This is a genomic window from Paenibacillus graminis (assembly GCF_000758705.1).
Lineage (GTDB): Bacteria > Bacillota > Bacilli > Paenibacillales > Paenibacillaceae > Paenibacillus_AQ > Paenibacillus_AQ graminis.
The window spans coordinates 486,440-498,617 of sequence record NZ_CP009287.1 but is presented as its reverse complement, the minus strand read 5'-3'; the positions used below and the strand labels follow the sequence as shown (position 1 = coordinate 498,617).

Below are 12,178 nucleotides of genomic sequence, written 5' to 3'. Positions count from 1 at the left end.
GAACTTGTTCTTAATAAAGAACGAATATAGCGAATAAGATCCTTAGGAAGCCATGAGAGGAGGGCCCGCCTCTGTACCCCAGATCCGCCAAACGGCGTAAAAGAAAAAACCACAAAAAAGGTCTTCGCATCCTGCAGTCTGGAATGGCCGTATCTGCTCTGCTGCTGTATACCTCCGGCCAGATAGGCAGTACTTACGGAGGGTTTAGCGGTACCGCAGAGACAGTGAGCACGATTGGCTTTTGCAAGGTATTCCCTGAATCCGTGAAGCAGCTGCTCAATGCGTTGAAAGATCATCTCAATGCGGCTGCAGCTCTAAAGGCATCCTTGAAAAGTTACACTCCGCAGGCAGGTGTTCCAGGCCTTTCCGGAGTAGAGTCCATGTCTTTAGAAGAGCTTGAGACAGCGGAACAGGAGATTTCAAGGCAGATAGCAGCGCTTCAGTCGGATCTGAATGCCATCAACGGGCAAACAGCGGCTAACAACGAGATTTGGAATGGAATTCATGCAGAGATCAGCGCGGCGGCGGCGGTCCTGGTACAGATTGGAGGATACATGACCGATTTGGATCCCAATTGTCTGGAAATCAAGGATGGGCAATTCTTTAACGAGCTGCAAAGCAGTGTAAGCCAAAGCGGTGTGCTCTCCGCATCCTTCAGTGCTTCCATAACCGGAATTGTCAGCTACCTGAAGGCAATTCAGAACAACACGGTTTCATCCCCATTAACCGTTAACGAAGCTGTTTACAACCAACTTCATTTTAGCGCGGAAGAACCCTTACATTCCTTGCCGATCTTGACTCCAAGGGTCCAGCCTTCGGGAGAACTGTCCAATGAACTGATTTCTTCATATGAGCAGTTGGAAGCTGAGCTGAACAATATCAGGGATGCAGTAACCGCAGATATTTCAGGACTGGAGCTCCAGCAGCAGCTTCTCAGCCAGACCCGGAGCAAGCGGCTTGAAGAGCTTGAGAAAACCCGTCAGGAAGCACTGGAAAAGGCCAAAAAGGACGAAGAAGCAAAACTGGAATATGAGAAGCAGCAAAAGGAAAACGAAGCGAAGGCCCAGGCTGAACCAAAAACCACGCCGGGAGCCTCACCTGCGGCCACACCAGCTACACCTGAGGCAACTCCTATAAATACGCCGGAAGCTGCTCCTGGATCTGAGGCAATACCTGCTGGAGCTTCTGAAGAACCGGCAGCCGGCACCACTCCGGCACCAACCGCCGATAACCAAATCACAACTCCGGATGGGGACGTGATCAAAACACCTTCCCAAGAACCACAGGCAACAGAGCCTCCGATTAAGAGTCCTGAACCGACCGCATCGCCTTCGGAGCCACAACCCATTAAAGGTGGAGAATGACATGCTTATCAAAAAAATAATCAGCCATACAATATCCGCAGTGATGATTTTGATTTTCGTGGTGCTGGCAGCAGCCGTAGTAGTTTCCAGAGCTTCAGGGGGTGAACCTTCCCTTTTCGGATATGAGATCAAAACGGTGCTGTCCGGTTCGATGGAACCTGGCATTCAGACCGGCTCCATAGTCGCCTTGAAGCCCGGAGGAGATATGACCCGGTTCAAAAAAGGCGACGTCATTACCTTCATTAGCGGGGATAACATTCTGATCACTCACCGCATTGTGGACGCTTCTGCCAAAAACGCTGCCGGAGAAGTGGTCTATCATACAAAAGGCGATAACAATGATGCTGTCGATATGACGCCTGTCAGTTCGGGGAATGTTGTAGCCGAGTATACCGGAGTCACCGTTCCTTATATAGGATATGCCATGAATTTTGCCGCCTCCAAAGCCGGCAGTGTGGTCCTGATGATCGTTCCCGGACTGCTGCTCCTGCTCTATGCACTCTACAGCTCATGGAAGGCACTGACCGCCCTTGAGCGCAAAAACACCGCACTCCCCCAAGCGCCGCCGGGAACTGACATACAGTCCTGAACAGATTGTCCGCTTCCGCCTACGAAACGGAAGATACAATAATACATTTATCAGCAGCTACACAAATCAGAGGAGGAATTCGAATATGGGTATCAAAAAAACATTGGGTTTTGGCATCGCATCGGCAGCACTCGGTTTGTCTTTGATTGGCGGAGGGACCTTCGCATACTTCAGTGATACTGCAACAAGTACGGCTACCTTTGCAGCAGGCACACTGGATCTGAACTCCGATCCTTCCGTAATCGTGGATATCCAAAACCTGAAACCGGGTGACACCGTAACCAAAACTTTTAAACTTAAAAATGACGGTACCCTCGATATCGGTTCGATTCTGCTGAAAACCACCACTGAGGTTACAGATACCCTAGGCGACAACAACGGTGCCGATCTCAGCAAATTCATCAAGGTCAAATTTCTGAAGAACAATGACAAAGGAACGATTATCTCACCGGAAGTTGTTGTGTACGAAACTACACTGGATGCCTTGAAGGGGCAAACCCCGGATCTTGTGAACAATACCGGATGGGATCAAATTCTCACTGAAGCCGACGGCATCAAAGCACAGAGCAGCGACAGCTTTACAGTCAAGTTCGAATTCGTGGATACTGGCGAAGCACAAAACTATTTTCAAAAGGATAAGCTGAAGTTAACCTGGAATTTCGAGGCCAAACAAGGCCCCAAAAAAGATTACTAATTCATAACGGACCGCATTATATGAAGCAGCCTACCCTGATTCCGGATTCGGAAGCAGATTAGGCTGTTTTCCCTTGTAACAACGATTTTTGTTCGTTGTAAGGAAATTTGTTATACTGACAAGTGGAAACGGCTATGCGTCCTTAACGGCGGCATCCGTTTCAGCGAGAAATATAAGGATGATTGTTGGCGCAAACCATATCAACCCTTATATTTTAACAAAGTACGGAGGGGCGTTGTAATCGTGCCGGATAATATGGGAAGTCGCATCCACCATCTCCGTCTGGAAAAAGGCTGGTCCTTATCCGAACTGGCGGACAAGGCTGATGTTGCGAAATCATACTTAAGCAATGTAGAAAGAAATATCCAATCCAACCCCTCTATCCAATTTATCGAAAAAATCGCTGACGCGCTCCAGGTTTCCATCCACAGTCTGCTCTATGGCGAACCTTCGGATGCTGACGAATCCTCCCTGGACGGCGAATGGTTCCGGCTCGTTCAGGAAGCCATGGCCTCAGGTATAAGCAAGAGGGAATTCAAAGAGTTTCTCGATTACCAAAAATGGCGGCTGGAGCAGAAGGATCAATAATGGATGGTCGTCCGAAGCTCCAGCGATACAGAAAAAGGCACAGCGTATGGACGCTGTGCCTTTTTCTGTATGTATTCCCGCATAGCAAACGCCCCTACATCGCCTGTAATGCTGTTTTTTCGTTTAAAAACCGGCGGATTTCATCCGCATCGATCCCTGCCTTCTTGGCCGACATCAGCAAATATACCCATTCTAGATCCAGATCACCCATCAGCAGTTCTCCGTCATTCCCCTGGTTGGACTTATCCAAGAATATCTCCTCCTAGAATTTATGCGTCCCCAGGCAGTCCGGCCGTCGTAGTAGCTGCAGCATCTCTACATTAGACCCGAGACTTTGTGTCCCTGCCTTTCGGCAGGTTTACCCTTTACTGGATCCTTTACATGAAAGGATCTGGTTAGAAACCATGAAACCGTTATCCGCAATAACATTATATAAGATCTCACATGAGAAGTGTGTCGTTTTCTGGAATATTTTATGCTGAGTTGTGCAAAAGAATAGCTTTTTTTGCTAACCTTTGTCCAATCTATATGTCTTAAGGAGCTGTTTATGAATACTCCTGGTTAATAAATGGGTAATTATTACTGGTTGGACTGGCTTCAAATCCTGTATCTGCAACCAATATCCGTTCTTCATCATTTCCGGACTGAATCATGCCGTTTTGCGAACGGATTCCCCGAAAGTATGAATTGATTACACGTCTTGAAAGTAGCACAATAGGATGTGAAATGAAACCGTAAACATCGCAGCTCCACTGGGCGCTCAAGACACATGCGGCCACGTGGAGTTCATCCGTTAGGAGGATGTATTCATGGCAGTCAAAGAGCCCTATAACGAATCCATTTGGAGTAAGTATCACGGCCCCAATCTAGGCTATATTCAAGAGAAATATGAGCAATTCGTTAAAGATCCCTCTTCAGTAGAACATCATTACCGTGACCTATTTACTGTTTCCGGCCCTCCTCCACTTGCTCCGGATGCCGTAGAGGCCCCGCAGCCGGCTCTTTCGGGAGGCACCGAGTGGCTGAGAAAGGCCGTAAGAGCTTCCAAGCTAATCGCCAATATCCGCATATATGGCCATATGGCCGCCAATACCGATCCGCTTGAGCAGGGGAATAACCCTATGGCGAAATGGCTGGATTATGAAACCTACGATCTTACCCGCGAGGACCTGATTGCTATGCCCGCCTCGCTGATCTGGGAGAATGCGCCGCCGGATATTCATACCGCCTGGGATGCGGTTCACCGGATGCTCCAGGCTTATACGCAGACTATCGCCTACGAATTCGGGCATGTGCATGACGAACAGGAGCTGCGCTGGCTGAACGGCCAGGCAGAGTCCACAAGCTCTCCGGCGCCTCTGAATAATACCGAGCGCAAGGAACTTCTGAACCGTCTGATCCAGGTAGAGCAGTTCGAGACCTTCCTGCATAAGACCTTTGTCGGCCAAAAACGCTTCAGCCTGGAAGGCAATGATGCGCTGGTGCCCATGCTGGACGAGATTGTCCGTGCCGCCGCACATGATGGCGCGGAACATATTCTGATGGGCATGGCCCACCGCGGACGCCTGAATGTGCTGGCTCATATTCTCGGGAAGCCCTATGACATTATTTTCTCGGAATTTCATCATTCTCCCAACAAGGAGCTGTTCCCTTCCGAAGGCTCCATGGGCATTAACTACGGCTGGACGGGAGATGTGAAATACCATCTGGGCGCAGACCGTGCCGTGCGCGAAGGCGAGACCGTCCGCACCCGCATTACACTGGCGAATAATCCGAGCCATCTGGAATTCGTTAACCCTGTTGTTGAGGGTTTTGCCCGCGCAGCCCAAGAGGACCGGAATTCTCCGGGACTGCCGCAGCTTGACACGAACAGGGCCATGGCTGTGCTGATGCACGGGGATGCTGCTTTTCCTGGTGAAGGCATCGTCGCAGAAACACTCAACATCGGCAAACTTAAAGGGTATTCCAATGGCGGCACCGTGCATATTATCGTCAATAACCGGATCGGATTCACCACTGAAAGTGAAGATTCCCGTTCCACCCATTATGCCAGCGATCTGGCTAAAGGCTATGAAATCCCTATCGTCCACGTGAATGCCGATGATCCGGAGGCCTGCATCGCCGCCGTCCGTCTGGCCAGCGCCTACCGCAACCAGTTCAAGAAGGATTTCGTCATTGACCTGATCGGCTACCGGCGCCATGGCCATAATGAGATGGACGATCCGGAGACTACCCAGCCGATTGTATACGGCAAAGTGCGCAACCATCCTACCGTGTACCGCGTCTACGCAGAACGCCTGCAGCGGGACAATATCATCACAGCGGATGATGTGAAGCAGATGAACCTTGAGGCGGAGAAAGTACTGCAGCAAGCCTACGATCTGATGAAGGATGGCAAGCATAAAAACGGTGAAACCAAGACCTCCGTTCCGGTACAGCGTGAAGCCTCCCAGCCGCAATCGACGGCAGTGCAGCTGGAGCAGCTGCAGCAGATCAACCGCGAGCTTCTGACCGTGCCGGACGGCTTCAAGGTCTATCCGAAGCTGGAGCGGATTCTGCAGCGCCGCAAGGATGCGCTGAATGACGGGGAACGGATCGACTGGGCCTTGGCCGAGACTCTGGCCTTTGCCACCATCCTGAAGGATGGCACACCGATCCGGTTAAGCGGCCAGGATTCCCAGCGCGGCACTTTCGCCCACCGCCATCTGGTGCTGCACGACAGCGAGACAGGGGGATTGTTCTCCCCGCTGCACCAGCTCAGCGGTGCCAAGGCTTCCTTCGGGGTATACAACAGTCCGCTCTCGGAAGCCTCGGTGCTGGGCTACGAATACGGCTATAATGTGTTCGCACCCGAAACCTTCGTGATCTGGGAAGCACAGTATGGCGACTTCGCCAATGCCGCACAGGTCATTATTGACCAGTTCATCGCTGCCGGACGCGCCAAATGGACGCAGCGCAGCAATCTGACGATTCTGCTGCCGCATGGCTATGAAGGGCAGGGCCCTGAGCATTCCAGCGCCCGGCTGGAACGGTATTTGCAGCTCTCCGCCGAGGAGAACTGGACCGTGGCGAACCTAAGCTCCGCCGCACAATATTTCCACCTGCTGCGCCGCCAGGCCGCCTTGTGCGGCAAGAGCGATGCCCGCCCGCTCGTGATCATGGCCCCCAAGAGCCTGATCCGCAACCCGCGCAGCACTTCCTCCGGAGCCGAGCTGGCTGCGGGCGAATTCCAGCCGGTACTGCCCGAACCGCTTCTCGGCGGCAATCCCGGCGGGGTCACACGGCTGGTGGTGTGCAGCGGCAAGGTGACTCTGGATCTGCAGACCGAGCTGGAGGCAGGCAAAGATCAAGACTGGTCCTGGCTGCATATTCTCCGCCTGGAGCAGCTTTATCCTTTCCCTGAACGGGAACTGGCCGCGCACCTGAGTGCACTGGACTCCCTTACAGAAATCGTATGGGTGCAGGAAGAACCGAAGAACATGGGCGGCTGGAGTTATGCCGAGCCCCGGCTGCGGGCTATCGCTCCGCAGAATGTCAAGGTGCAGTATATCGGCCGTCCGGATCGTTCCAGCCCGGCCAGCGGTTATGCTGACGTGCATACTTTTGAGCAGCGTCGTATAGTTACAGAAGCCCTGAAATTGAATTCGCAAGTACAAGCGGCTGTACCGTCTTCCCGCTAGAGGGCGGTGTCACGATAATGAAACTATTCTATTTGGGGAGGTAACGGCCAGTGTCCGAAATTAAAGTACCCGATTTGGGCGAATCCATTTCCGAAGGAACCATCTACAAGTGGCTGGTAAAAGAAGGCGACACGGTCGGCCAGGGGGATGTGCTGGCTGAGCTGGAGACCGACAAGGTCAACCTGGAGATCAGTGCGGAGGAGGACGGCGTCATCTCCTCCATCCTGCGCCAGGCCGGCGAGAATGTAGCCGTCGGCGAAGCGATCGGCATCATCGGCGCCGGGACGGCAGTCGCCGATGCTCCGCAGGCCGCTGACGGCGGCAAGCCGGAAGCGGCGGCACCGGACAGCGGCGCGCCAGCCGCGGCCGCGCCGCAGGCCGCAGTGCCAGCTGTTCCCGCCGCACCGGAAGGAGCGGCGGCAGGCTCTGCGGCCCTGGCTTCGCCGGGGGCGCGCAAGCTTGCGCGGGAGCGGGGCATCGACCTCGGCGAGGTCAGCGCCCGCGACCCTATCGGCCGGATTGCTGCGGCCGATGTGAAGGACCACGGCGCAGCCCGGCCGGAGGCCGCTGCGCCAAGCGCTCCGCCGGCGGCAGTGAGGCCGGCTCCGGCGAAGCCTGCGGCGGCGGGCTCTGCGCCGCAGGAAGACGGCAAAGCCGTCGAGCGCAAACGCATGTCGCGCAGACGGCTGACGATCGCGAGCCGCCTCGTCGAGGCGCAGCAGACTGCGGCGATGCTGACCACCTTCAACGAGGTGGACATGACTGCAATCCTCGACCTCCGCAAGCGCCGGAAGGACGCCTTCAAAGAGAAGCATGATGTCGGACTCGGCTTCATGTCCTTCTTCACCAAGGCCGTGATCGGTGCGCTCAAGGCCTATCCGCTGCTGAACGCGGAGATTGACGGCGAGGATCTCCTGATCAAGAAATACTACGACATCGGCATTGCTGTGTCTGCCAAAGAAGGTCTCGTGGTGCCGGTCGTCCGCGACGCGGACCGCCTGAGCTTCCCGGAAATTGAGCGGCGGATCGGCGAGCTGGCCTCCAAGGCCCGCGCCAACACGCTCAGCCTTCCGGAGCTGCAGGGCGGCACCTTCACCATCACCAACGGCGGGGTATTCGGATCACTCATGTCGACACCGATCCTCAACACCCCGCAGGTCGGCATTCTCGGCATGCACAAGATCCAGCTCCGTCCGATCGCTCTGGACGAAGAAAGAACCGTGAACCGCCCGATGATGTACATCGCGCTGTCCTATGATCACCGCATTGTAGACGGCTCCGAAGCGGTAAGCTTCCTCGTGAAGGTCAAGGAACTGCTGGAAGATCCTGAAGCGCTGCTGCTGGAAGGGTAGCTTTGCCTTTAGAAGGCAGAGCCCCTTATTTGGGCGACACAAAATCACCACAAATCCAGGGATAATTTCATTCAAGAGGGCTGCGCGGACTGTTGCAACGTACGCGCAGCCTCTTTTTTATAACACTACTAAGCCTGCCTGCATGGTAACGCATACCATTAATTCCCTCCCACTGCTATCCCCAGCAATAAGGCAAATGGAATTTCTCCACCTAATTTGCCAAAATCCGCTCCGCAGAGGAGATTATGCGGGAATTTCTCCACCTAATCCAGGCAATTTAGCCACCTATCCGCCCTAGCGCACAAATTAGTTCTACTTTTTCCCACTAAATTATTATTCGGATCGAATGGGCCCGGATTAGTGATACTTTTTCCACTTAAACAGAGTAAGCTAAACAGCAAAATTAAATCTATGGACTTCATGGTTAGGTAAGGCGGGATAACCCCCGACGCTCTCTATGCTTAAGCTCAAAAGGATAAACTCCGCAGCCGCAGTTCTCTCCATACCCCAATCGATTAAATTGACAATCCTGATGATCGATCTAAAACTACATGCCACCCAGCTGTCTTCCTCATTTCCCCACAAGCTCCACTTCCTATTCCGCTTCCTCTTCTTCTTTCTACTCTTCTTCCTCCTCTCTACTTCTTCCTGCTCTTCCTGCTCTGCCTCCTCTTCCCCCTCTTCCTGCTCTTCCTCCTCTTCCTATTCTCATTGCCTGACTCCATCCTTTTAATATCTCTAATTCCCGTTGCCTCCCCCTAATTAACGCCTAACGGCATAATGCCCCCTCGCAGACAAACTCACTTAAAATTTGTTGCTTGACTTTGAGCATACTCCAAGTAGTACATTCATGGCAGGTGGCCACCGTAATTTGAAAGAGGAAAAGGGGAAATAGGAAATGACGCAACCCATGACACAACCAAAAACCATTCTGATCACTGGTGCAAATAAAGGTATTGGCTATGAAACGGCCCGGCAGCTTGGAGTCCTCGGGCATAGAATTCTGATTGGCGCACGGGATGAACAGCGGGGCAGCGAAGCGGCAGCATCTCTGGCAAAGGAAGGCGCCGATGCACACTTTATCCAGCTTGATCTGCACGATCAAAATAGTATTGCAGCCGCAGCGCAGACTATTGCTAAGGATTACTCCGGTCTGGATGTGCTAATTAACAATGCGGGCATTTCCCTTGGAGGAGGCGCTGCTCCAAGCCAGTTGCCGATGAATGACCTTAGAGCAACGTTCGAAACCAACTTTTTCGGTACGGTTTCCGTAACGAGGGTTATGCTTCCACTACTCTTGCAGTCGCCGGCAGGCCGGATTGTCAACATGTCCAGCGGCTTGGGGTCCTTGACCTTCAACAGTGATCCCGATCACGAGCATGCACAGTTTAATCTGCTTGCCTATAATAGCTCCAAAGCAGCCGTTAACATGGCTACGGTTGCTTTTGCCAAGGAATTCAAGGATACTCCGCTGAAAATCAATTCCGCCGATCCCGGCTTTACTGCGACCGACCTCAATGGCTTTACCGGTCAACGCACCGTAGAGCAAGGGGCCGGAATTGCTGTACGGCTGGCTACACTGGATGCAGACGGGCCGACAGGAGGATTTTTTGATGAGAATGGAGAAGTTCCTTGGTAACACTACTCAAGGAGGTTTCCATGGATATCACCACGCAGAACATTCCGGAGACCGTCACTTCCATCAGCCAAGCTGCCGAGCTGACCGGCCTGACTGAGGATACAATACGCTATTATGAGCGCATTGGTCTGCTGCCCTATGCTGACCGCAAACCTAACGGTCACCGGCAATACAGCAGGGACCAGATTCTCGGCATCCGTTTTCTGATGCGCCTGAAAGCTACCGGGATGACCCTGGAAGAAATGCGGCATTATCTGGAACTGACCCATCAGGGGGATAGCACCCTATCCGAACGATATACTCTGCTAGAGGCCCACAATGACCGAATCGCCTGCGAGATCGCTAAGCTTCAGGAAACACAAGACGTTATCCGCTATAAGCTCCGCCACTTCCGCGAGCTGGCAGAGAATCCGCATACGGATGCTTACGACTGTGAAGTACCGGGAGACAGCGGGCGGTAACAGACACAGGAGAGATGTTCCACCGCTGAGTGCAAAAGACGGCCACAATAAACAGCCCCGACTTCGCAAAGCTTGTGGAAGTCGGGGCCATTTTACAATTATATTTCTATAGCTGCACGAGTTAAGATAGTGCTACCGCTCTGTCTCCATGAGCCCCCGCCAGCTTCAGCAGCTGCTCCTTGGTCAATATCCGGTCCCCATAGGTGGTAAGCATATAATACGCATCCTGCACTTCGTTGTACCAGGTCAGATAATGGTAGCTGAAGCCCGGCTTGACATCTGGCCTGTCCACATAATTGTAGACTATATCCCGGCCTTTTACCTTGAGCTTTTCCGGCTTGTTTCCCGGCTCCTGATATACCTGCACATCGCCCCTATGAAGCAGGGTGGCACTAAGATCGATAAGAGCTCCTTGCCTGGTATATTTTGCCTGCACGCCTCCCGCTTCGGTCCAAGGCACCACCTTCATGAACAGATTCCGCTTCTGATCCTGTTTCGCCTCGTTAATCAGCTCACTTAATATCTGGCGGTAGAACGGGCTGCTGTCCCGCTCAGCCTTTGTAGGATATCTGGGATGCATTGTGCCATATTTAAATGCATACCCCCGGCTGTCTCAGGGAGTATAACAGGCGAGTTCTTCCGGTTCATTTGTTCGAGAAAAGCGGAATATTCCGTTATACGCTGCTCCTTGTAGGCAAATTGCAGCGGGCTTCCTCCCTCCGGGATCGGCTCTCCTCTGAAATAAAAGGCGATCTGCTCACCCGGCTTGGCAAAATCCATCAGCTTCCATTCATACTCGTAATAAGCGGCACCCCCCTTCGGCTTCAGGTCCGGCGCAAAATGCTGCACCTTGACCGCCCCGGCCTTATTGCGGATCTGAATATATTCTGAGGCCGCATAGGCTGTGACTGTGATCATCAGCAGCAGGATCAGCATGCCTAAGGTTGCAGCAGTTTTGTTTCCAAACCTCACTTTGCCCCGGTTCTGCACCCGCTCTAGCCCTCTTACGCGGGCCATCACCTGCCCGGTCACCTCAATACTTGGCAGCTGCTCTCCGCAGGCCGCTTCGCCCCTTATATCTTGGTACTCATGGCTGATTCCTTCTCGTCCCATGAAATCCCCTCCTCCGCTTCCATGCTCGCTCTTACTTTCCGCTTAATGCGCTCCATCCGCTTGTGCAGCGCATTGGGGCTGCTGTTCAAGATCTCGCCCATCTCCTGAAAAGGTCAGCTCCTCGAACACGCGCAGCACAAGAATGTTCCGTTCCTCCAGTGACAGCTGCGCAAGTGCCGCTGATAATGCCGGACTGTACAGCCGCTTGTCCATCAGCTGCTCCGGCCCCGCCGATACAGGCGGCAGCAATACCGGTAAACCGGCTGCTGAAAAGCAGCAACAATCCATCTGTACTGCTCTGTCTCCCCCTTCTGAACCCTGATTATTACAGCTTCGACTTCCTTCACATCGGGTACATGCTCCTGCAACGTTGCCAGCACCTCCTTTGCTTGTATACCTCTATAACACTGACTCCCCTAAAAAGTGCCATTTCAGCCATACTTTATGTAAACTGATGTGAACAAGACGTTAGAGGTTGCGATGCGACATTGTTGTACAACATGCAAGATTATAGCGAATATCGCGTACTCAGAGTACACATTGTTGCACAGGGTGCAGCATATTTGTCAATTTGGTGGGCACGCGACATACATTGTTGCAAATCGTGCAAAATTATTGCCAAACTGTCTGCTCACGGCACACATTGTTACATATCGTGCAAAATTATTGCCAACCTGCACCAATTCACAGCAAAAAGA

At 52.8% G+C, this 12,178-nt stretch carries 13 protein-coding genes and 1 riboswitch; of the genes, 8 read left to right on the top strand and 5 right to left on the bottom strand.

Annotation, left to right across the window (positions count from 1 at the left end; translation table 11 throughout):
* Positions 1–143 precede the first annotated feature (143 nt).
* From PGRAT_RS02215 to PGRAT_RS02200, 4 genes are all read left to right on the top strand, one after another.
* Entirely contained in the window at positions 144–1,364 is a 1,221-nt protein-coding gene (locus PGRAT_RS02215; protein WP_025707648.1) for a hypothetical protein, read from the top strand.
* A 1-nt stretch (position 1,365) separates the two neighbouring features.
* On the top strand, positions 1,366–1,953 hold the full coding sequence (gene sipW / locus PGRAT_RS02210; protein WP_025707649.1) for a signal peptidase I SipW: 588 nt from the start codon (positions 1,366–1,368) through the stop codon (positions 1,951–1,953).
* An 85-nt stretch (positions 1,954–2,038) separates the two neighbouring features.
* The gene (locus PGRAT_RS02205) at positions 2,039–2,647 is read left to right on the top strand and encodes a TasA family protein (RefSeq protein WP_025707650.1); all 609 of its coding nucleotides are present in this window, start codon (positions 2,039–2,041) and stop codon (positions 2,645–2,647) included.
* A 255-nt stretch (positions 2,648–2,902) separates the two neighbouring features.
* Entirely contained in the window at positions 2,903–3,235 is a 333-nt protein-coding gene (locus PGRAT_RS02200; RefSeq protein WP_036706095.1) for a helix-turn-helix domain-containing protein, read from the top strand.
* Positions 3,236–3,329: 94 nt separating this feature from the next.
* Here the strand turns inward: PGRAT_RS02200 and PGRAT_RS32110 are convergent, their stop codons facing one another.
* Positions 3,330–3,485: an anti-repressor SinI family protein gene (locus tag PGRAT_RS32110; RefSeq protein ID WP_081758931.1), complete on the bottom strand. Its 156-nt coding sequence runs from the start codon at positions 3,483–3,485 to the stop codon at positions 3,330–3,332.
* 29 nt (positions 3,486–3,514) lie between these two features.
* A riboswitch (cyclic di-GMP riboswitch) is annotated at positions 3,515–3,608 on the bottom strand.
* 436 nt (positions 3,609–4,044) lie between these two features.
* Between PGRAT_RS32110 and PGRAT_RS02195 the strand changes: the two genes are divergently transcribed.
* From PGRAT_RS02195 to PGRAT_RS02175, 4 genes are all read left to right on the top strand, one after another.
* A complete protein-coding gene (locus tag PGRAT_RS02195) occupies positions 4,045–6,915 on the top strand; it encodes a 2-oxoglutarate dehydrogenase E1 component (protein WP_025705242.1) in 2,871 nt (956 codons plus the stop codon).
* A gap of 50 nt (positions 6,916–6,965) precedes the next feature.
* Positions 6,966–8,267: a 2-oxoglutarate dehydrogenase complex dihydrolipoyllysine-residue succinyltransferase gene (gene odhB / locus PGRAT_RS02190; protein ID WP_042265932.1), complete on the top strand. Its 1,302-nt coding sequence runs from the start codon at positions 6,966–6,968 to the stop codon at positions 8,265–8,267.
* Positions 8,268–9,165: 898 nt separating this feature from the next.
* Positions 9,166–9,906, top strand: coding sequence for an SDR family oxidoreductase (locus PGRAT_RS02180; protein WP_042265930.1), 741 nt, complete (start codon positions 9,166–9,168; stop codon positions 9,904–9,906).
* Between the two features lie 20 nt (positions 9,907–9,926).
* Positions 9,927–10,367: a MerR family transcriptional regulator gene (locus PGRAT_RS02175; protein WP_025703548.1), complete on the top strand. Its 441-nt coding sequence runs from the start codon at positions 9,927–9,929 to the stop codon at positions 10,365–10,367.
* A gap of 121 nt (positions 10,368–10,488) precedes the next feature.
* Here PGRAT_RS02175 and PGRAT_RS02170 read toward each other — a convergent pair whose 3' ends face one another.
* Genes PGRAT_RS02170 through PGRAT_RS34155 form a run of 4 tightly spaced genes read right to left on the bottom strand, consistent with a single transcriptional unit; the run spans position 10,489 to position 11,848 of the window.
* Positions 10,489–10,836, bottom strand: coding sequence for a hypothetical protein (locus PGRAT_RS02170; RefSeq protein WP_025703547.1), 348 nt, complete (start codon positions 10,834–10,836; stop codon positions 10,489–10,491).
* 47 nt (positions 10,837–10,883) lie between these two features.
* Positions 10,884–11,480, bottom strand: coding sequence for a hypothetical protein (locus PGRAT_RS02165; protein WP_025703546.1), 597 nt, complete (start codon positions 11,478–11,480; stop codon positions 10,884–10,886).
* Between the two features lie 42 nt (positions 11,481–11,522).
* A complete protein-coding gene (locus tag PGRAT_RS34160) occupies positions 11,523–11,693 on the bottom strand; it encodes a hypothetical protein (RefSeq protein WP_244884047.1) in 171 nt (56 codons plus the stop codon).
* Positions 11,693–11,848: a hypothetical protein gene (locus tag PGRAT_RS34155; RefSeq protein ID WP_244884046.1), complete on the bottom strand. Its 156-nt coding sequence runs from the start codon at positions 11,846–11,848 to the stop codon at positions 11,693–11,695. The genes PGRAT_RS34160 and PGRAT_RS34155 overlap by 1 nt, the downstream gene beginning before the upstream one ends.
* Between the last annotated feature and the right edge of the window lie 330 nt (positions 11,849–12,178).

What these genes read in the sequence shown, in the direction of transcription:
- PGRAT_RS02165 (WP_025703546.1), bottom strand. Translation starts at nt 11,480, where the DNA reads ATGGGACGAGAAGGAATCAGCCATGAGTACCAAGATATAAGGGGCGAA.
- PGRAT_RS02205 (WP_025707650.1), top strand. Translation starts at nt 2,039, where the DNA reads ATGGGTATCAAAAAAACATTGGGTTTTGGCATCGCATCGGCAGCACTC.
- sipW (WP_025707649.1), top strand. Translation starts at nt 1,366, where the DNA reads ATGCTTATCAAAAAAATAATCAGCCATACAATATCCGCAGTGATGATT.
- PGRAT_RS02200 (WP_036706095.1), top strand. Translation starts at nt 2,903, where the DNA reads ATGGGAAGTCGCATCCACCATCTCCGTCTGGAAAAAGGCTGGTCCTTA.
- PGRAT_RS34160 (WP_244884047.1), bottom strand. Translation starts at nt 11,693, where the DNA reads ATGGACAAGCGGCTGTACAGTCCGGCATTATCAGCGGCACTTGCGCAG.
- PGRAT_RS02195 (WP_025705242.1), top strand. Translation starts at nt 4,045, where the DNA reads ATGGCAGTCAAAGAGCCCTATAACGAATCCATTTGGAGTAAGTATCAC.
- PGRAT_RS02175 (WP_025703548.1), top strand. Translation starts at nt 9,927, where the DNA reads ATGGATATCACCACGCAGAACATTCCGGAGACCGTCACTTCCATCAGC.
- PGRAT_RS02180 (WP_042265930.1), top strand. Translation starts at nt 9,166, where the DNA reads ATGACGCAACCCATGACACAACCAAAAACCATTCTGATCACTGGTGCA.
- PGRAT_RS02215 (WP_025707648.1), top strand. Translation starts at nt 144, where the DNA reads ATGGCCGTATCTGCTCTGCTGCTGTATACCTCCGGCCAGATAGGCAGT.
- PGRAT_RS02170 (WP_025703547.1), bottom strand. Translation starts at nt 10,836, where the DNA reads ATGAAGGTGGTGCCTTGGACCGAAGCGGGAGGCGTGCAGGCAAAATAT.